The organism is Streptomyces sp. NPDC048565 (genome assembly GCF_040650935.1).
Lineage (GTDB): Bacteria > Actinomycetota > Actinomycetes > Streptomycetales > Streptomycetaceae > Streptomyces.
Genome location: NZ_JBEZIH010000003.1, coordinates 98402 through 117021, shown reverse-complemented (window position 1 = coordinate 117021; position 18620 = coordinate 98402). Strand labels below are relative to the sequence as shown.

At 70.4% G+C, this 18620-nt stretch carries 17 protein-coding genes; 5 read left to right on the top strand and 12 right to left on the bottom strand.

All coding sequences use genetic code 11. The annotated features are described in order from the left end of the window. The first annotated feature begins 171 nt into the window (after positions 1-171). From AB0C75_RS04910 to AB0C75_RS04900, 3 genes are read left to right on the top strand one after another with little or no spacing between them, the layout of a single operon-like run. Positions 172-1497 (top strand): DUF2252 domain-containing protein, encoded by a 1326-nt coding sequence (locus AB0C75_RS04910; RefSeq protein ID WP_362887134.1) that lies wholly within the window; start codon positions 172-174, stop codon positions 1495-1497. Between the two features lie 37 nt (positions 1498-1534). After that, on the top strand, positions 1535-2260 hold the full coding sequence (locus tag AB0C75_RS04905; RefSeq protein ID WP_362887132.1) for a hypothetical protein: 726 nt from the start codon (positions 1535-1537) through the stop codon (positions 2258-2260). A gap of 53 nt (positions 2261-2313) precedes the next feature. Then, positions 2314-3129 (top strand): thioredoxin domain-containing protein, encoded by an 816-nt coding sequence (locus AB0C75_RS04900; RefSeq protein WP_362887130.1) that lies wholly within the window; start codon positions 2314-2316, stop codon positions 3127-3129. A 98-nt stretch (positions 3130-3227) separates the two neighbouring features. On the opposite strand, the gene AB0C75_RS04895 is transcribed toward AB0C75_RS04900, so the two are convergent. Beyond that, positions 3228-3806 carry a dienelactone hydrolase family protein gene (locus AB0C75_RS04895; RefSeq protein WP_362887129.1) on the bottom strand — a complete coding sequence of 193 codons (579 nt, stop codon included), beginning with the start codon at positions 3804-3806 and terminating at the stop codon, positions 3228-3230. Positions 3807-3844: 38 nt separating this feature from the next. Here AB0C75_RS04895 and AB0C75_RS04890 point away from each other — a divergent pair, with 38 nt between their 5' ends. Further along, positions 3845-4987: a mechanosensitive ion channel domain-containing protein gene (locus AB0C75_RS04890; RefSeq protein WP_362887127.1), complete on the top strand. Its 1143-nt coding sequence runs from the start codon at positions 3845-3847 to the stop codon at positions 4985-4987. A 33-nt stretch (positions 4988-5020) separates the two neighbouring features. Here the strand turns inward: AB0C75_RS04890 and AB0C75_RS04885 are convergent, their stop codons facing one another. The 5 genes from AB0C75_RS04885 to AB0C75_RS04865 form a co-directional block, all read right to left on the bottom strand. After that, on the bottom strand, positions 5021-6607 hold the full coding sequence (locus AB0C75_RS04885; protein WP_362887125.1) for a Na+/H+ antiporter: 1587 nt from the start codon (positions 6605-6607) through the stop codon (positions 5021-5023). 105 nt (positions 6608-6712) lie between these two features. Next, the gene (locus AB0C75_RS04880) at positions 6713-7213 is read right to left on the bottom strand and encodes a GNAT family N-acetyltransferase (protein ID WP_362887124.1); all 501 of its coding nucleotides are present in this window, start codon (positions 7211-7213) and stop codon (positions 6713-6715) included. Beyond that, entirely contained in the window at positions 7210-8151 is a 942-nt protein-coding gene (locus AB0C75_RS04875) for an RluA family pseudouridine synthase (protein ID WP_362887122.1), read from the bottom strand. Before AB0C75_RS04875 ends, AB0C75_RS04880 begins: the two co-directional genes overlap by 4 nt. A gap of 23 nt (positions 8152-8174) precedes the next feature. Then, positions 8175-8819: a signal peptidase II gene (gene lspA / locus AB0C75_RS04870; protein WP_362887120.1), complete on the bottom strand. Its 645-nt coding sequence runs from the start codon at positions 8817-8819 to the stop codon at positions 8175-8177. 120 nt (positions 8820-8939) lie between these two features. After that, the gene (locus tag AB0C75_RS04865; protein WP_362887118.1) at positions 8940-9581 is read right to left on the bottom strand and encodes a TraR/DksA C4-type zinc finger protein; all 642 of its coding nucleotides are present in this window, start codon (positions 9579-9581) and stop codon (positions 8940-8942) included. A gap of 564 nt (positions 9582-10145) precedes the next feature. On the opposite strand from AB0C75_RS04865, the gene ileS reads away from it, so the two are divergent. Then, on the top strand, positions 10146-13295 hold the full coding sequence (ileS, locus tag AB0C75_RS04860; RefSeq protein WP_362887116.1) for an isoleucine--tRNA ligase: 3150 nt from the start codon (positions 10146-10148) through the stop codon (positions 13293-13295). 262 nt (positions 13296-13557) lie between these two features. On the opposite strand, the gene AB0C75_RS04855 is transcribed toward ileS, so the two are convergent. The 6 genes from AB0C75_RS04855 to ftsZ all read right to left on the bottom strand — a co-directional run bounded on the left by AB0C75_RS04855 (position 13558) and on the right by ftsZ (position 18572). Then, entirely contained in the window at positions 13558-14730 is a 1173-nt protein-coding gene (locus tag AB0C75_RS04855) for a DivIVA domain-containing protein (protein ID WP_362887114.1), read from the bottom strand. 49 nt (positions 14731-14779) lie between these two features. Next, positions 14780-15076 (bottom strand): YggT family protein, encoded by a 297-nt coding sequence (locus AB0C75_RS04850; protein ID WP_362887112.1) that lies wholly within the window; start codon positions 15074-15076, stop codon positions 14780-14782. Between the two features lie 67 nt (positions 15077-15143). Then, a complete protein-coding gene (sepF, locus tag AB0C75_RS04845; RefSeq protein WP_033303289.1) occupies positions 15144-15755 on the bottom strand; it encodes a cell division protein SepF in 612 nt (203 codons plus the stop codon). A gap of 127 nt (positions 15756-15882) precedes the next feature. Next, the gene (locus AB0C75_RS04840; RefSeq protein ID WP_362887110.1) at positions 15883-16602 is read right to left on the bottom strand and encodes a YggS family pyridoxal phosphate-dependent enzyme; all 720 of its coding nucleotides are present in this window, start codon (positions 16600-16602) and stop codon (positions 15883-15885) included. Between the two features lie 6 nt (positions 16603-16608). Next, entirely contained in the window at positions 16609-17340 is a 732-nt protein-coding gene (gene pgeF, locus AB0C75_RS04835; RefSeq protein WP_362887108.1) for a peptidoglycan editing factor PgeF, read from the bottom strand. A gap of 17 nt (positions 17341-17357) precedes the next feature. Continuing rightward, the gene (gene ftsZ / locus AB0C75_RS04830; RefSeq protein WP_362887106.1) at positions 17358-18572 is read right to left on the bottom strand and encodes a cell division protein FtsZ; all 1215 of its coding nucleotides are present in this window, start codon (positions 18570-18572) and stop codon (positions 17358-17360) included. Between the last annotated feature and the right edge of the window lie 48 nt (positions 18573-18620).

The following is an 18620-nucleotide window of genomic DNA, read 5'->3' as shown; positions in this document are numbered from 1 at the left end:
GCCTCCGGGAAAACTGGCTGGAACGGCTTGGGGGGACAGCGTGGAAGTCTACGTCTCCGAGGTCCCGGATGGCGGGCACTCCCCAGGACGGTCACGCGTTGGAGGAGCGGGGGCGCCAGTCCCCTTTGTTCTGAACTGTTCTGAACGCGACGCACCAGGAGGCACCCAGCGATGTCGGACCCGCAGACCGGCGCTGAGCAGCGCGGGGAGCAGATTCTCGCAGTTTTCGACACCGCGTTCGGGCAGCTCCTGGCCGCCGACCCGGCCGCCTGCCGGGTCAGCTTCCGCAAGATGGCGGGCTCGGCCTTCGCCTTCTACCAGGGGTCGGCCGCCCTGTTCTACGCCGACCTGGACCGTGAGCAGCACACCGGCGCATATCTGGACGAGCGCACCGGCCGGGTGTGGATCCACGGCGATCTGCACGCCGGGAATTTCGGCACGTACATGGACGCCGACGGCCGCCTGGTGTTCAGCGTCAACGACTTCGACGAGGCCTATGTGGGTCCCTTCACCTGGGACCTCAAGCGCTTCGCCGCCTCCGTCGCCCTGATCGGTCACGCCAAGGCGCTGGGCGACGACCAGATCACCGAGCTCGTCCGGGCGTACGCCACCGCCTACCGCGAGCGGATCCACGCCCTGGCGACGGGCGCCAAGAATGACGAGGTGCCGCCCTTCACGCTGGACACCGCCGAGGGCCCGCTGCTCGGCGCGCTGCGCGGCGCCCGCGCGCTGACCCGGCACGGGATGCTGGACTCGCTGACGGAGATCCGGGACTTCGAGCGCCGGTTCAGCGCCGACGGCGGCGCGGTCGACCTGGACGCGGCGACGCGGTACAAGGTGCTCGCGGCGTTCGACGGCTATCTGGAGACGCTGCCGGACTCGAGCCTCACCCGGCCCGATTCCTACCGGGTGAAGGACGTCGTCGGCCGCCGGGGCATCGGCATCGGGTCGGCCGGCCTGCCCTCGTACAACATCCTTCTGGAGGGCGGCAGCGACGCCCTGGAGAACGACGTCGTGATCTACCTCAGGCAGGCGCGGACCCCGGCCGTCTCCCGGCACGTCACGGACACGGCGGTGCGGGACCACTTCCAGCACGAGGGGCACCGCACGGTGGTCTCGCAGCGCGCGCTCCAGGCCCGCGCCGACCCGTGGCTCGGCTGGACCGAGCTGGACGGGGCCGGGCAGCTGGTCGCCGAGATCTCCCCGTACGCGGTCGATCTGGACTGGTCCGACATCGACGAGCCGGAGGAGATCGCGGCGGTGGTCGCCGATCTCGGCCGGGCCACGGCGACGATGCACGCGGCGGCGGACGACGGGAGCGGGCGCTCGCTGGTGCCGTTCTCCACGGAGCGCGCGATCGACGCGGCCGTCGCGGCCGACGAGGAGGGCTTCGCGGAGCTGCTGGTGGACTTCGCCCACAGCTACGGCGCGCGGGCCCGCGCCGACCACCAGATCTTCGTCGACCTCTTCCGTAACGGCCGTATCCCCGGCCTTTAGGGCTCGCCTACAGGAACGCATGACACACTCTCCGGCGATGGACGTATCAGGGACACAGATCAGAGCGGTACGCGCGGCGCTGTTCACCGCGCTCGTCGTCACGCTCTCCTCCGCGTCCCATGTGCTGCTCTCCCGGGTCCCGCTGCCGATCACCGCCGTCGCGCTGCTGGCCGGGGCCGTCTTCGCCGTGGCGTTCGCGCTGGCGGGCCGGGAGCGCGGCTTCGGAGCGATCGCCGGGCTGCTGGTCCCGCTGGAGCTGGCCGCCGACACGGTGTTCACCACCGGCCAGCACCTCTGTTACGGGGCGGCGGGCGGCCCGATCGCGGGCCCGCTGCGCTCCGTGGGAGTGAATGTGCTCTGCGGTGGCGAGGCCGGGCGCGGCGCCGACGGACTCTCCGGTGTCGCCTCGGTCGGCACCCCGCTGGCCGGGGTGACCGCCAAGGGCGACCACGCCGCCGCCCTGCTGGCCTCACCGGGGCCCGCTGTCCCGTGGCTGCTGCTGGTCGCGCATGTGGCGGTGGGCCTGCTGGCCGCCGCCTGGCTGCGGCGCGGTGAGTCGGCGCTCGCCGGACTGCTGCGCGCGGCGGCCGCCGTCGCCTTCCGGCCGCTGCTCACCGCGGTCGCCGTGGTGAGCACACCGCGGCGCCGCGCACAGCCCGACGGCCGGCGCCCCGGGCGCCCGCATCCGCTCGCCCAGGCCCGCTTCCTGGTGCACTCCGTGGGACGGAGAGGCCCGCCGCTTCCGGCGCTCAGCGCTGTCTGAGTACGCGGCAGGACCCCTTTCCGAGCCACCCCCACCTCTACGGAGCACCCCTCATGAGCAAGCGCAACAACCAGGCCAACAAGTCCGCCGCCCGCGAGCGGCTGCGCGCGGAGCGCGAGCGCCAGGCCAAGAAGGACAAGGCGCGCAAGCAGATCATCGTCGGCGTCTCGGTCGTCGCCGTCCTCGCGATCGCCGGTGCCGTGAGCTACGGCGTGATGCAGCTGAACAAGCCCTCCGCCTGGGAGGAGGCCGCTGACGCGAAGAACGTCACCGCCCCCAAGAACACCTCGGGCACCGACGGCACGACCGTCGTGGTCGGCGACTCCAGCGCCAAGAAGACCCTTGAGCTGTACGAGGACTCGCGCTGCCCGATCTGCGCCACCTTCGAGCAGACGGTCGGCGAGACCGTGGCCAAGGACGTCGACGCCGGCAAGTACAAGATCAAGTACGTCGGTGCGACCTTCATCGACAACGCGGACAGCGGCGAGGGCTCGAAGAACGCCCTGAGCGCGCTGGGCGCCGCGCTCGACGTGAGCCCGGACGCCTTCCTGGAGTACAAGAGCGCGCTGTACTCCGCGAAGTACCACCCCGAGGAGACCGACGACAAGTTCGCCAAGGACAGCTACCTGATCGAGGTGGCGGACACGGTGGACGCGCTGAAGGGCAACAAGGCGTTCAAGAAGAACGTCGAGGACGGCACGTACGACGCCTGGGCGATCAAGATGTCCAAGGCCTTCGACAAGAGCGGGGTCCAGGGCACGCCCAGCCTCAAGATGGACGGCAAGACGCTCACCGCGGAGGGCAGCGAGAACGCGCCCATGACGGTGGCCGACTTCAACAAGGCGATCACCGCGGCGCTCAAGGGCTGACCCGCCTTCGCGGACCGGGGCGGCCTGGACGACGTCCGGTCCGCTGACGGGCGAGGGCTCCGGTGCGGGCCGCGCAGCTGCGCGGCCCGCAAGCACCGCTACAGCGTGGCGAGGAAGCCGAGCGCGACCTTCCAGGTCAGGTCCGCCGACGGCTGGTCGAAGTCGGGCAGGTCCGGGTCGGTGTACAGGTGCCCTGCGCCCGGGTAGCGGTAGATCTCCACGTCGGCCCCGGTCCGCTGCATCTGGAGGTACCAGCTGTTCAGCCAGTCCCCCGACTCGTAGGCGTCGGGATCGGCCACATGCAGCTGCACGGGCAGCTCGTCCACCGAGGCGTTCGGCGCGATGTCCGACGTGCCGTGGATCAGCAGCAGGCCGCGGGCCTTCGCGTCGCCGAGCGCGAGGGTCTGCGCCACCGAGGCCCCGAACGAGAATCCCGCGTAGACGAGGCCCTGGTCCGAGTACGGCGCTGCTGCCAGGACAGCCCGCCTGAGCAGCTCGTCCTTGCCCAGCTCCTGCTGGAAAGCCATTCCGTCCTCGACCGTTTCGAAGGTGTGGCCGTCGAAGAGATCGGGCACGCGCACCTCGTGCCCGGCTGCGCGCAGCCGCTCGGCAGCCGCGTGCACGGCAGGCCTCAAACCGTAGGTCGAGTGGAAAAGCATGATGTTCATGCGGTCCATGGTGCCAGGCCTGCCCCGACTCCTGGAGGACTGAGGGAATGGAGAACGTCGTTCGGCCGCTGCTCGTGCTGGGCGGGTCGCTGGCGATCACCCTGCTGGTGGGCTGGCTGGTCGATCTGCTGCTGCGCCGTGAGGACAGCCGGCATCACGAGACCCCGCTCTGGGGTCTGCTCAGGCTCTGCCGCCCGCCCCTTCAGGTGGTGCTCTGCACGGCGCTGCTGCGGGCCAGCTTCCCCCAGCTCAGGCTCGATGTGGTGCGGGACAACCGGGGCGCGATCGGCCAGGTCCTGACCCTGGTGCTGATCGCGGCCTCGGCCTGGCTTGTGCTGCGCGCCGCCGCCACGATCGTGGAGGCCTCGTACGCGCGTTACGCGGCCTCCACCCGCGATCCGGCCCGGGTCCGCCGGGTCAGGACCCAGGTCACGCTGATCCAGCGGGTGGTCACCGCGGTGGTGGCGACGGTCGCGATCGCCGCGATGCTGCTCACCTTCCCCGCGATGCGCACCGTCGGGACCTCGATGCTGGCGTCGGCCGGTGTGGTCGGCATCGTCGCCGGTGTCGCTGCCCAGTCCACCCTCGGCAATCTCTTCGCCGGTTTCCAGATCGCCTTCGGCGACATGGTCCGGATAGGGGACACCGTGGTGGTGGACGGCGAGTGGGGCACCGTGGAGGAGATCACCCTCACCTTCCTCGCGGTGCGGACCTGGGACGAGCGGCGGATCACGATGCCCGTGTCCTACTTCACGAGCAAACCGTTCGAGAACTGGTCGCGCGGCGGGGCACAGATGTCCGGCACCGTCTTCCTGCAGCTCGACCACTCGGCCCCCATCGCGGCCATGCGTGACCAGCTGCGGGACATCCTCGGCGAGTGCGCGGCCTGGGACGGCCGTGACTGGTCCCTGGCCGTCACGGACACCACCCCCACGACGATCGAGGTGCGGGCCGTGGTCACCGCCAAGGACGCGGACGACATCTGGACGGTGCGCTGCGTGGTGCGGGAGCAGCTGATCGGCTGGCTCAGGGACCACCATCCGTACGCGCTGCCCCGGGTCGTCACCTCACCCGCGGCGCTGCCGCCGGGCGACCACTGGCGGGAGCTCACGGGCGCGGACACCGGCAGGCCCCCGTCCAACGGCCGGGGCCCCACCGTCGACAAGGCCCCCCGCACGGGCCGCGGCTGACCCACCGCGGGCGTGCAGGGCGGGGCCCGCCGGTCAGCGCAGGCTGTGCACGTCCAGATAGCGCAGCACCCGGTCCACCACCTCGGGGTCCGAGCCCGGCTCGTTGCGGGCGTCGAGCACCGCGTGGCGGGCGGCCGACATCATCTCGCGCTGGATCCGGCCGATCTCCTTGAACCGCGCGGCACGCTGCGCGTAGGCGTCGCGCCGCTCCTCGTCGACCATGTCGGGACTGATCCGCGCCCCGATGTCGTACGCCGCGCGCTGGAGCCGCTCCAGCACCTCCTCGGGGAGCTCCTCGACGTTCTGGACCTCCTTGAGGCGGGTCCTGGCCGCCTTGGCCGCGCGGATCGCGAGGTCGCGCTCCAGCGCCTGTTCGGCACCCGTGTCCGCCTTGACGCCGAGCTTGCGCACGAGCCACGGCAGGGTCAGGCCCTGGAGGACGAGGGTGACCATGATGACGACGAAGGCGATGAAGACGATCTCGTCACGGCCGGGGAAGGGCTTGCCGTCGTCCGTCTCCAGCGGGATGGCGAGCGCCAGAGCGACGGAGGCCACCCCGCGCATCCCGGCCCACCACATGACGACGGTCTCGCGCACGCTGGTGGGGATCTCCTCGCTGACGTCACGCCGGGTGTGCAGCCGCTTGGCGAGCCAGCTGGCAGGCAGCAGCCACACCAGGCGTACGCCGACGACGACCGCCGCGACGGCGAGCCCCCAGCCCAGCAGGCGCAGTTCGCGTCCGTCGGCGGTGCCGAAGACGTTGTGGAGTTCGAGGCCGATCAGGCCGAAGGCGACGCCGGTGACGAGGGTGTCGACGATCTCCCAGAAGGACCGGCCGGTGAGCCGCCCCAGGACGTCGTCGGCGTCCGCGGTGTGCTCGGCGAGGAACAGCGCCGTGGTGAGGACGGCGAGGACACCCGAGCCCATCAGCTCCTCGGCGAGTACGTAGCTGACGAACGGCACGAGCAGGGTCAGGCCGACCTGGAGGGTCGCGTCGCCCAGATACCCCATCAGCTTGATGGTGAGCCAGCCGAGGACGAAGCCGACGACCACGGCGACCACGGCGGACAGGACGAGCAGACCGAACGCGGCGGGCAGGGAGAAGGTTCCGCTGACGGCGGCGGCGATGGCGACGTGGTAGAGCACGATGGCCGTGACGTCGTTGAACAGCCCCTCGCCCTCCAGCACCGAGACGAGCCTGCGCGGCAGTCCGACCGAGCCGGCGACGGCGGTCGCCGCGACCGGGTCGGGCGGGGCCACGAGCGCGCCGAGGGCCACGGCGGCGGCGATGGGCAGGCCGGGCACCAGCGCGTTGGCGACCGTGGCGACGGCCGCCGTCGTGACGAAGACGAGGGCGACGGCCAGCAGGAAGATCGGCCGCCGGTTGGCCGCGAACTGCCGCCAGGAGGTGCGCTGCACCGAGGCGTAGAGCAACGGCGGCAGAAGGGCGGGGAGGATGAACTCCGGTGGGATCTCCACATCCGGGACGAAACTGGCGAAGGCCAGGACGATCCCGGCCAGTGTCATCAGAATCGGTGCCGGGAGGCGCAGGCGCTCCCCGAGCGGCACCGTGACCACCGCCCCCAGCAGGAGCAGGAGCAGGAGTGCCATCTGGTCCACGTTGTGCCTTCCGCAGCGCGCCGGGCCTCCGGGGCCCGCTGATCAGCCGGTGAGGGCTCCAGCGTGCCACGCGTGGGCCCCGGGCCTGCGACGCCCCCTGCGGACCTAGTGTCGCGGCGCCGACGGTCGGAGCACCCGGCGCATGGCCCGGTGGGGGATCCCCGCATCCGGGAACTCGGGGCCGTACGCGGCGTAGCCGAGCCGCTCGTAGAAGCCCAGGGCGTGCGTCTGGGCGTGCAGGTCGACGGCGGCCAGACCCAGCGCGCGGGCCTCCGTCTCTATGGCCCTGACCAGCGCGGCGCCGACGCCGAGGCCCCTGGCCCCGCTGGTCACCGCGAGACGGCCGAGCGAGCCGACGGAGAGGTCACCACCGGTCCTGTCCGATGCTCCCTCGCCGTGCAGCAGCCGCCCGGTGCCGAGCGCGGTGCCGTCAGCGGCCACGGCGACGACGTGCACGGCGGTGGCGTCATGGGCGTCGTACTCGATCTCCTCGGGCACCTGCTGCTCACCGACGAAGACGTCCTTGCGGACCTGGAAGCACGCGGCGAGGTCGCTCTCGTCGAGTGCCCTGCGGGTGCTGTACGGGGCGGCGGGCCGGGGGGTCATTCGCTCTCTGCCACGATCGTGTCGAGGGCGTGGCGCAGGTCGTCCGGGTAGCCGCTCTCGAATTCGACCCAGCTGCCGTCGGCCGGGTGCTCGAAGCCGAGCCGGACCGCGTGGAGCCACTGGCGGGTCAGGCCGAGGCGCTTGGCCAGCGTGGGGTCGGCGCCGTAGGTCAGGTCGCCGACGCAGGGGTGGCGGTGTGCGGACATGTGCACGCGGATCTGGTGTGTGCGCCCTGTCTCCAGCTTGATGTCGAGCAGGCTGGCCGCGCGGTAGGCCTCGATGAGGTCGTAGTGCGTCACGGAGGGCTTGCCCTCGGCGGTGACGGCCCACTTGTAGTCGTGCTGCGGGTGGCGGCCGATGGGGGCGTCGATGGTGCCGCTCATCGGGTCGGGGTGGCCCTGCACCAGCGCGTGGTACTTCTTCTCGACGACCCGGTCGCGGAACTGTGCCTTGAGCAGGGTGTAGGCCCGCTCGGACTTGGCCACGACCATCAGACCCGAGGTCCCGACGTCCAGCCGGTGCACGATGCCCTGGCGCTCGGCGGCGCCCGACGTCGAGATGCGGTAGCCGGCCGCGGCGAGGCCGCCGATGACGGTGGTGCCGGTCCAGCCGGGACTGGGGTGGGCGGCCACACCGACCGGCTTCATGATCACGACTATGTCGTCGTCGTCGTGGACGATCTCCATGCCATCGACGGGTTCGGCGACGATCTGGACCGGAGCGGGCGCCTGGGGCATCTCCACCTCCAGCCAGGCACCGCCGTGCACCCGCTCGGACTTCCCGGCCACCGCGCCGTCCACCTGTACCTTCCCGGCAGCGGCCAGCTCGGCGGCCTTGGTGCGGGAGAAACCGAACATCCGGGAGATGGCGGCGTCGACACGCTCGCCCTCCAGGCCGTCGGGTACGGGCAGGGTGCGGACCTCGGGATACGTACTCACCAGTCGAGTATGCCTTGCGCGCACTAGTCCTTGTGCACGGTGCCGTCGGGGTCGAGGCCCTTGAAGGAAAGGATCACGATGAGGATTCCGCCGCAGACGATCGCGGAGTCGGCGAGGTTGAAGACGGCGAAGTGCGCGGGGGCGATGAAGTCGACCACCGCGCCCTTGAAGACGCCGGGCGCACGGAAGATGCGGTCGGTGAGATTTCCGAGCGCCCCGCCGAGCAGCAGCCCGAGGGCGATGGCCCAGGGCAGGCTGTAGAGCTTGCGGGAGAGCCGGACGATCACGATGATCACGACGGCCGCGATGGCCGTGAAGATCACGGTGAACGCCTCGCCGATCCCGAAGGCGGCGCCCGCGTTACGGATCGCGTCGAACTTCAGCCAGTCGCCGATGAGCTCGACCGGCTCCTGGTGCTCCAGCTTCGCGACCACGATCATCTTGCTGATCAGGTCCAGGAGATAGGCCAGGACGGCCGCCCCGAGGAGGACCGGGATCTTCTTCCTGCCCCGGCCGCTGCCCGGCTCGTCGCTGCCGGCCTCGTGGCTGCCCGGCTTGCCGCTGCCGGCCGGGGTCGAGCCCTCGGCGGGCTGCTGGGGCTCAGCCCCGTCGACCCCCTCGGCATCAGGGATATCCGGCGTACCGATGATGCTCTCCGCCTCTGCCACGTGAGTCCCTCAACCTAGGTGCCTGACTGAGGACGAGGGTACGACACACCCGGGCGATCAGGGAGCGACCGGGGTCCGGCACCCACGTCGCGAGGCGGAGATTCGGGTCTCTCGCTCGGATCAGCCGCGCCGCTCCTGCTTCTGCTTGTCCTCCACGCAGAGCGTCGCCCGGGGGAAGGCCTGCATCCTGGCCTTGCCGATCGGCTTGCCGCAGACCTCGCAGAGCCCGTAGGTCCCCGCGTCGAGCCGTGCGAGAGCCCGCTCGGTCTGCTCCAGGGTCTCCTGGGAGTGGGCCGCCAGGGACAGCTCGTGCTCCCTGGTGATGTTCTTCGTGCCGGTGTCCGCGTCGTCGTCCCCGGCGCCGTCCCCTGAGTCACGCATCAGCCCGGCCAGCGCCGCGCCCGACGCCTCCAACTCGGTGCGCAGCCGCTCGGCCTCGCCGGCCAGCTCGGTCCGGGCCGCTTCGGCCTCCTCCGGGGTCCAGGGGTCCTCCCCCGGCCTGACCGCCAGGTCTCCGGCCGCCGTCGCCAGGCCGGCCCTGGCCGGGGACACCGCGGTCGCGGTGCCCTCTCCGACAGCCGTGGTCCGGGCCGCGCTCTTCTTGGCTACCACCGTGTGGGCTCCTGTCTGCTCGGCGGCCTGGGTCGCCCCCGTGGCCTTCTCCGACGCCTTCTTGGCCGTGCTCTTCTTCGCCGCGCTCTTCTTCCCGGCGGCCTTACTGACCGGCTTCTCCCCGCCCGTGTCGGTCTTCTTCGCCACCATGGCCGCGGCCCCTTCACATATTGTGATCTTGCACGCGAATCGTGCTGGGACGATAAATCGACCCCAGCCCCGCGGCAACGGGGCACGCCGCCGGTTCGTCCCTCCCCGTCGCCGGGCAGGGACACACCTGCAACCGTTGTGCCCAGCTCCCCGCCCGGTAATCCGCCCCGTGCGCTCTCCGGATATGTCGTCGGGCCCGACTGGCCATTCGGGTCAAGCACCGCCTGTGGATAAACCGGTCGGCCGTCGACGCCACGGGCCCGTACACTGGCCGCAGCGAGAGGCATGGATGGGACGAGTAGCGTCGTACGCAGCCAGGAGCGACCCGGGGACGGTGGGAGCCCGGGGGCGAGCGCGCCGTGAAGATCACCCCGGAGCCGCCGGAAGAACGCTTTGGACCGTGGGCGGAGCCCATCGGCACAAGGCCAATAGACCCGGCATCGCGACCCCAATGAGGGGGCCGTGGGCGCACGCCCGTGGCCAAGGAGGGTGGTACCGCGGGAGCTGATCCGGCTCTCGTCCCTCCGACGGAAGTGGAAGACGTCCGCCGGAGGAAGCCCGCACATGACATCGCCGCAGTACCGCCAGGTACCCGCCCAGGTCGACCTGCCCGCCCTCGAGCACGCCGTGCTCGACTTCTGGCACGACAGCAAGGTCTTCGCCAAGAGCCTCGACCGGTCCGAGGGCCGCCCCGAGTGGGTCTTCTACGAGGGCCCGCCGACCGCCAACGGCATGCCGGGGGCCCACCACATCGAGGCCCGCGTCTTCAAGGACGTCTTCCCGCGCTTCCGCACCATGCAGGGCTACCACGTCGGCCGCAAGGCCGGCTGGGACTGTCACGGCCTGCCGGTCGAGCTCGCGGTGGAGAAGGAGCTGGGCTTCAACGGCAAGAAGGACATCGAGGCCTACGGCATCGCCGAGTTCAACGCGAAGTGCCGTGAGTCCGTGACCCGCCACACCGACGCCTTCACCGAGCTCACGACCCGCATGGGGTACTGGGTCGACCTGGACGACGCCTACCGCACGATGGACCCGGAGTACGTCGACTCCGTGTGGTGGTCGCTGAAGGAGATCTTCGACAAGGACCTGCTGGTCCAGGACCACCGCGTCGCCCCCTGGTGCCCGCGCTGCGGCACCGGCCTCTCGGACCACGAGCTCGCCCAGGGGTACGAGACGGTCGTCGACCCCTCGGTCTTCGTACGCTTCCCGCTGACGAGCGGACCGCTGGCCGGCGAGGCCGCGCTGCTCGTCTGGACGACGACCCCCTGGACCCTGGTCTCCAACACCGCCGTCGCCGCGCACCCCGACGTCACCTACGTCGTCGCGACGGACGGCGAGGAGAAGCTCGTCGTCGCCCGGCCACTGCTGGAGAAGGCGCTCGGCGAGGGCTGGGAGCTCACCGGCGAGACCTTCACCGGCCGCGAGATGGAGCGCTGGACGTACGAACGCCCGTTCCAGCTCGTGGAGTTCCCGAGCGAGGCGCACTACGTCGTCAACGCCGATTACGTCACGACCGAGGACGGCACGGGTCTGGTCCACCAGTCCCCCGCGTTCGGCGCCGACGACCTCCAGGTCTGCCGTGCGTACGGCCTTCCGGTGGTGAACCCGGTCCGCCCCGACGGCACCTTCGAGGAGGACCTCCCGCTGGTCGGCGGGGTCTTCTTCAAGAAGGCCGACGAGGCCCTCACCGAGGACCTGGCCGCGCGCGGCAAGCTCTTCCGCCACGTCCCGTACGAGCACAGCTACCCGCACTGCTGGCGCTGCCACACGGCCCTGCTGTACTACGCGCAGCCGTCCTGGTACATCCGAACGACCGCGATCAAGGACCGGCTCCTCCAGGAGAACGAGAAGACCAACTGGTTCCCCGACTCGGTCAAGAACGGCCGCTTCGGCGACTGGCTGAACAACAACGTCGACTGGGCGCTCTCCCGTAACCGCTACTGGGGCACCCCGCTGCCGATCTGGCGCTGCGAGGACGACCACCTCACCTGCGTCGGTTCGCGCGCGGAACTCACCGAGTTGACGGGTACCGACCAGTCGGCACTCGACCCGCACCGCCCGTTCATCGACGAGATCACGTTCACCTGCTCGCAGGAGAACTGCCAGCTGGAGGCGTACCGCGTCCCCGAGGTCATCGACGCCTGGTACGACTCGGGTTCGATGCCCTTCGCTCAGTGGGGCTACCCGCACAAGAACAAGGAGATCTTCGAGAGCCGCTACCCGGCGCAGTTCATCTCGGAGGCCATCGACCAGACGCGCGGGTGGTTCTACACGCTGATGGCGGTCGGCACCCTGGTCTTCGACAAGTCCAGTTACGAGAACGTGGTCTGCCTGGGCCACATCCTCGCCGAGGACGGCCGGAAGATGTCCAAGCACCTGGGCAACACCCTCGAACCGATCCCGCTGATGGACCAGCACGGCGCCGACGCGGTCCGCTGGTTCATGGCGGCAGGCGGCTCCCCCTGGGCGGCGCGCCGCGTGGGCCACGGCACCATCCAGGAGGTCGTCCGCAAGACGCTCCTCACGTACTGGAACACGGTGGCCTTCCAGGCCCTGTACGCCCGTACGTCGAACTGGGCGCCCTCCGCGTCCGATCCGGCGCCCGCCGACCGCACGGTCCTGGACCGCTGGTTGCTGAGCGAGCTCAACATCCTGGTGGACGAGGTCACCAAGGCCCTGGAGGGGTACGACACCCAGCGCGCCGGCAAGCTGCTGTCGGCGTTCGTGGACGACCTGTCCAACTGGTATGTCCGCCGTTCGCGCCGCCGCTTCTGGCAGGGCGACGCGTCGGCGCTGCGCACGCTGCACGAGGTCGTGGAGACGATCACGCAGCTGATGGCCCCGCTGACGCCGTTCATCACGGAGCGGGTCTGGCAGGACCTGATCGTCCCCGTCACCCCGGACGCCCCGGAGTCGGTGCACCTGTCGTCGTGGCCGAAGGCGGACACGGCCGCGGTCGACCCGGTGCTCTCCACGCAGATGGCGCTGGTGCGCCGGCTGGTGGAGCTCGGCCGTGCGACACGTGCCGAGTCGGGGGTCAAGACCCGCCAGCCGCTGTCACGGGCCCTGGTCGCGGCCTCGGGCTTCGACGCGCTCACCCCGGAGCTGCGTGCGCAGATCACGGAGGAGCTGAACGTCTCCTCGCTGGCCTCGCTCTCGGATGTCGGCGGCTCGCTGGTCGACACCACGGCGAAGGCCAACTTCCGCGCCCTGGGCAAGCGGTTCGGCAAGGGCGTCCAGGCGGTGGCCAAGGCCGTCGCGAACGCCGACGCGGCGGCCCTCTCCCTCGCCCTGCGCGAGGGCACGGCCTCGGTGGAGGTCGACGGCGAGCTGATCACGCTCGCCCCCGACGAGGTCATCATCACGGAGACCCCCCGCGAGGGCTGGTCGGTGGCGTCCGACTCGGGTGCGACCGTCGCCCTGGACCTGGAGATCACCCCGGAGCTGCGGGCGGCCGGACTGGCCCGTGACGCGATCCGGCTGATCCAGGAGGCGCGCAAGAACAGCGGTCTGGACGTGGCGGACCGGATCGCGGTCCGCTGGACGTCCACGTCCCCCGGGACGGCCGAGGCACTGACCGCGCACGCCGGCCTGATCGCGGACGAGGTGCTCGCCCTGGACTACGCCGAGGGCGAGGCGGACGACACGTACGGCGCCCCGTTCGAGGACGAGGGCCTTTCGCTGACGTTCCGCCTCCGCAGGACGGAGCGGTAACCAGCGGCAGGCAGGGGCCCGGCCGAGCACTCGGCCGGGCCCCTCGCAATTGCGCCAAGCCCGCACAGTCAAGCCCTCCGACGATTGAGGAGCGGGGATCCGGGGGCAGAGACCCCGGTCACGGGACGGGGCGGGTAGGGGACAAGCCCCGCGCAGCGGCCCCGGCCTCGCCCTCACACGGCAAAGGGCCGGGCCCCGGGGAACACCCCGGGGCCCGGCCCTTTGCCTGCCGACGGCTACGCGCTCAGCGAGCGCGACCCGCTCAGTTGTCGTCCTCGTCGATGAGGAACCCACGCATCGGCGAGGGCGCCTGCTGCATCGGCTGCGGCGCCTGCGGCCGCACCGGCGCCATCGGCTGCGTCATCGCGGGCGACATCTGCTGCTGACCGCCGTAGGACGGGCCACCGCCCATCGACTGGTTGCCGCCGCCCATCTGCTGGTTGCCGTGACCACCGTGGGTGCCGCCCATGGTGTGCCCCATCGCACCCGCACCGGCCGGAGCCAGCGAAGGCGACGGCGGCAGCGAGGCAGCGGCGGGGGTACGCGGCGGGGCCAGTGAGTCGTCGGCCTGGGTCTCCAGCTGACGCAGCTGGCTCTCCAGGTAGGACTTCAGACGGGTCCGGTACTCGCGCTCGAAGCCACGCAGGTCCTCGACCTTGCGCTCCAGCGTCGCGCGGGCCGACTCCAGCGAGCCCATCGCCACGCGGTGCTTCTCCTGCGCGTCCCGCTCCAGGGCGTCCGCCTTGGCACGGGCGTCACGCTCGAGACCCTCGGCACGGCTGCGCGCCTCACCGACGATCTTGTTGGCCTCGGAACGGGCCTCCGCGATCGCCTGGTCGGCGGTCTGCTGGGCAAGGGAGAGGACACGGGCGGCACTGTCGCCGCCGGGGCCCTGACCGGGCTGCTGCATCTGCTGTTGCTGCTGCTGCATCTGCTGTTGCATCTGCTGCTGCTGCGGGGCGTGACCGCCCATGGGGCCGCCCTGCATCGGGCCGCCCATGGGACCGCCCTGCATCGGACCGGGGCCGTGCGGGCCCTGCGGACCGGGACCGTGGCCGCCCTGGGGGCCATGACCGCTGGGACCGGCAGGCAGCTGCGGAGCGCCACCGGGCAGCTGGGGGGGACCCATCTGCGGGGGCTGCTGCTGCTGTACCGGCGGACCCGATATGGCGGCGGGCACCGGGGCCCCTGGCCGATCCTGCGGCTCAGGCGGTTTACGCATTCCCTGCTGTTGCTGGTTCTGCTGCTGGTTCTGCGCAGCCGCACGCGTGGCAGCGGCCAGCTTGGCGCGCAGGTCCTCGTTCTCACGGAGCAGACGCGTCAGTTCCGACTCGACCTCGTCGAGGAAGGCATCGACCTCGTCCTCGTCATAGCCTTCTCGGAGGCGGACGGTCGTGAACTGCTTGTTCCGCACGTCCTCGGGGGTCAGCGGCATCTCTTCTTCACCTCTACGTAGTCGTCGGCAGTCGGCAAGACCGTATCGTTCACACGCTGCTCGCAAGCTTGCCCACGAACTGGAGCAGAATGTAGACGATGATCATCAGAACGAAGAAGGACAGGTCAAGTGCCACGCCCCCGAGACGCAACGGCGGTATGAACCGCCGCAGAAGCTTCAACGGTGGATCCGTGACAGTGTAAGTGCCCTCGAGAACGACCACCATCGCCTTGCCTGGCTGCCATGAACGTGCGAACTGGAAGACATAGTCCATGACCAGCCGGAAGATCAGCACGATGAGGAAACACATCAGCGCGATATAGACCACATCCAGTGCGACGCCCATGTCTCGCGCTTCCCTCTCCCCTGGCTCTCGTAGCCCCGGCCTCCCGGCCGGGTTGTTCCCGGTGTTCTCAGCTCTGGTTGAAGAACCCGCCCTCTGCGATGCGGGCCTTGTCCTCCGCCGTGACATCGACGTTAGCAGGCGACAACAGGAACACCTTCTGCGTCACGCGCTCAATGCTGCCATGGAGACCGAAGACGAGTCCCGCGGCAAAGTCGACAAGTCGCTTCGCATCCGTGTCGTCCATCTCCGTGAGATTCATGATCACCGGAGTGCCTTCGCGGAAGTGTTCCCCGATGGTACGGGCCTCGTTGTAGGTCCTGGGGTGCAGCGTGGTGATCCGGTAGGGCTCCCGCTCGGACACGACCTTGGGCATGATCACCGGTGCGTTCTTCTCCATGTTCGGGCGGTCAGGTGTGATGGATGCCACGGGGGCGATTCGGGCGGGTCGTCCGCTTTCCGCCGGGAGCTGAACCGGTTCGCGCGGCGCGGGCGGCTGTACCGCTCGCACCGGTTCGTCCCGTTCCCGCTCCACCGGGTGCGCGGGCTGATGCCGACGCCGGTCCCGCTCGGGCTCCGGCTCGGGTTCGAATTCGTCGTCGGGGTCGAACCCCGGACCGTCGTACCCATCGTCCTCCACGAGGCCGAGGTAGACCGCCATCTTGCGCATCGCGCCGGCCATGCTCCGAGTCCTCCGCTCTGTGGTGGATCGGCATTCGTGTCACCAAGTGCCCGAGATCCACGTCGGTCTGCCCGCGTGGAGCGGGAATGACCATATTTTCTGCTGTGGTCCGACTTGCTTCGCGACGTTACCCGAGCCGGGGTCGGACTCCGAGTACCGCCGTACCGACGCGTACATGTGTCGCTCCGGCCGCGATCGCGTCCTCGAGATCCGCGCTCATCCCAGCAGAGACCATGTTCGCAGCCGGATGGTTCCCGCGCAGGCCGGATGAGAATTCCATCAGGCGGTCGAACGCGGCGCGTTGCCGGCCCGCGTAGGGGCCTGCGAGCGGGGCCACGGTCATCAGGCCGTCGAGCCTGAGCCCGGGTGCCTCTTCCACCGCCGCCGCCAACTCCTCGATCGCGTCGGGCGCGACACCGCCCCGGTCCCCGCGCTCGCCGCTCTCCGCGTCGAGGGCGACCTGGATGAGGCAGCCGAGCTCACGCTCACGCCGTACCGCCGACGCCGAGAGAGCCGTGACCAGCTTCACGCGGTCCACCGACTGCACCACATCGGCATAACCAGTCACAGAACGGACCTTATTGGTCTGTAGCTGTCCGACGAAATGCCACGTGAGCGACAGATCCGCACAAGCCTCGGCTTTTGGCGCCGCGTCCTGGTCACGGTTCTCCGCGACCTGGCGCACACCGAGTTCGTGCAGAATGCGCACATCGCTCGCGGGGTAGGTCTTGGTGACCACGATGAGGGTCACTTCCTCCCGCTTGCGGCCGGAGGAGGCGCACGCCGAAGCGATGCGTTCCTCCACATGTGCCAGATTTGCCGCGAGTCGATCCCTGCGATCCGTCATGCCCTATCAGTCCAACCAGACATATCCGGCGAGCCGTCCCGTGGTGCGGTCGCGGCGGTACGAGAAATGGTCGCCGGATTCCAGCGTGCAGGACGGTGACCTGTGCCGGCTCCCGACGCCGAGCTCGGCGAGCTGGGCATGGACACCGGCGGTGACATCCACCGCCGGGGTTCCCCAGGAAGTCTGCGACCATGCCGCCGGGACGACCCCGGCGACCTCCGCGCGCATCTGCTCCGGGACCTCGTAACACCGTCCGCAGACGGCAGGTCCGGTCTGCGCGGTGATCCGGGACGGTTCGGCGCCGAGTGCCACCATGGCCTCGACGGCGGCCGGTACGACACCCGCGACCAGACCGGGACGCCCCGCGTGGGCGGCCGCGACCACACCGGCCGCCGGATCCGCGAGCAGTACGGGCGTGCAGTCGGCGGTGAGCACCGCGAGCGGGAGTCCGCGTCGAGCCGTCACCACCGCGTCCACGGCGGGAATGTCGGAAAGATCACCCCAGGGGCCGTCGACGACGGCCACGTCCCGCCCGTGCACCTGGTTCATCCAGACCACCCGGGCCGGGTCGAGGCCGAGCGAACGGGCGGCACGCTCACGGTTCACGCCGACGGCGGCGGGGTCGTCGCCGACCGCACCGCCGAGGTTGAGCTCCTCGTACGGAACGGCGCTCACTCCGCCCCACCTGTCGGTGAAGGCGAAATGGGCGCCGCCCGCCGAAGACTCCGCGGCTCTCACCGCGTGCTGCGGACCTATCACTTCAAGAAGTCCGGTACGTCCAGCTCTTCGGCCTGGTTGTCCTGGTAGGGACGGGCCGTCGGGACGTGCGGCGGGTTGACCGGCGGCAGCGAGGTCTCGTTCGCCACCGGCGCGGGCTCGGCCGGTGCCTGGGGCTCCTCACGCGTGGGCACGGAGCCCAGTCCGCCGGGCTGGCGCGTGGGCTCGGAGGGCCGGGACTGCGTTGCGCCCTCCTCACGCTTGCCGGAGCTCGCCCCGAGGACGTTCTCCCGGCGGGTCGGCGGCTGTCCGCCGTCGAAGCCCGCGGCGATGACGGTGACCCGCACCTCGTCGCCGAGCGCGTCGTCGATGACCGCGCCGAAGATGATGTTCGCCTCGGGGTGGGCCGCCTCGCTCACCAGTTGGGCGGCCTCGTTGATCTCGAAGAGACCGAGGTCGCTGCCGCCGGAGATCGAGAGCAGGACACCGCGGGCGCCGTCGATGGACGCCTCCAGGAGCGGCGAGGAGATCGCCATCTCCGCGGCGGCGACAGCGCGGTCGTCGCCACGGGCCGATCCGATACCCATGAGCGCCGATCCGGCCTCGGACATGACCGACTTCACGTCGGCGAAGTCGAGGTTGATCAGTCCCGGGGTGGTGATGAGGTCGGTGATGCCCTGGACACCCGAGAGCAGCACCTGGTCGGCCGACTTGAACGCGTCGAGCACGCTGACCTGGCGGTCCGAGATGGACAGCAGCCGGTCGTTGGGAATGACGATGAGGGTGTCGACCTCTTCGCGGAGTTCGGCGATGCCGTCCTCCGCCTGGTTCGCGCGTCGCCGGCCCTCGAAGGTGAACGGGCGTGTGACCACGCCGATCGTCAGGGCGCCCAGCGAGCGAGCGATGTTGGCGACGACGGGTGCGCCGCCGGTGCCGGTGCCGCCGCCTTCGCCGGCGGTGACGAAGACCATGTCGGCCCCCTTGAGGACCTCCTCGATCTCCTCACGGTGGTCCTCTGCCGCCTTACGACCGACGGCCGGGTTCGCCCCGGCGCCGAGGCCACGGGTGAGTTCACGGCCGACGTCGAGCTTGACGTCGGCGTCGCTCATCAACAGTGCTTGCGCATCGGTGTTGATCGCGATGAACTCGACGCCCTTGAGACCGACCTCGATCATTCGGTTGATGGCATTGACACCACCGCCGCCGACACCGATGACCTTGATGACTGCGAGGTAGTTCTGCGGTGCTGCCACGTCGAAGGCCTCTCGCCTCGAGTTACGTGTCGTCGCTTCGCGGTAGTC

Bases quoted from the DNA above. Each gene is read 5' to 3' on its own strand.
- AB0C75_RS04910 (WP_362887134.1), top strand. From the start codon at position 172: ATGTCGGACCCGCAGACCGGCGCTGAGCAGCGCGGGGAGCAGATTCTC.
- AB0C75_RS04905 (WP_362887132.1), top strand. From the start codon at position 1,535: ATGGACGTATCAGGGACACAGATCAGAGCGGTACGCGCGGCGCTGTTC.
- AB0C75_RS04900 (WP_362887130.1), top strand. From the start codon at position 2,314: ATGAGCAAGCGCAACAACCAGGCCAACAAGTCCGCCGCCCGCGAGCGG.
- AB0C75_RS04895 (WP_362887129.1), bottom strand. From the start codon at position 3,806: ATGGACCGCATGAACATCATGCTTTTCCACTCGACCTACGGTTTGAGG.
- AB0C75_RS04890 (WP_362887127.1), top strand. From the start codon at position 3,845: ATGGAGAACGTCGTTCGGCCGCTGCTCGTGCTGGGCGGGTCGCTGGCG.
- AB0C75_RS04880 (WP_362887124.1), bottom strand. From the start codon at position 7,213: ATGACCCCCCGGCCCGCCGCCCCGTACAGCACCCGCAGGGCACTCGAC.
- AB0C75_RS04865 (WP_362887118.1), bottom strand. From the start codon at position 9,581: ATGGTGGCGAAGAAGACCGACACGGGCGGGGAGAAGCCGGTCAGTAAG.
- ileS (WP_362887116.1), top strand. From the start codon at position 10,146: ATGACATCGCCGCAGTACCGCCAGGTACCCGCCCAGGTCGACCTGCCC.
- AB0C75_RS04855 (WP_362887114.1), bottom strand. From the start codon at position 14,730: ATGCCGCTGACCCCCGAGGACGTGCGGAACAAGCAGTTCACGACCGTC.
- AB0C75_RS04850 (WP_362887112.1), bottom strand. From the start codon at position 15,076: ATGGGCGTCGCACTGGATGTGGTCTATATCGCGCTGATGTGTTTCCTC.
- sepF (WP_033303289.1), bottom strand. From the start codon at position 15,755: ATGGCCGGCGCGATGCGCAAGATGGCGGTCTACCTCGGCCTCGTGGAG.
- AB0C75_RS04840 (WP_362887110.1), bottom strand. From the start codon at position 16,602: ATGACGGATCGCAGGGATCGACTCGCGGCAAATCTGGCACATGTGGAG.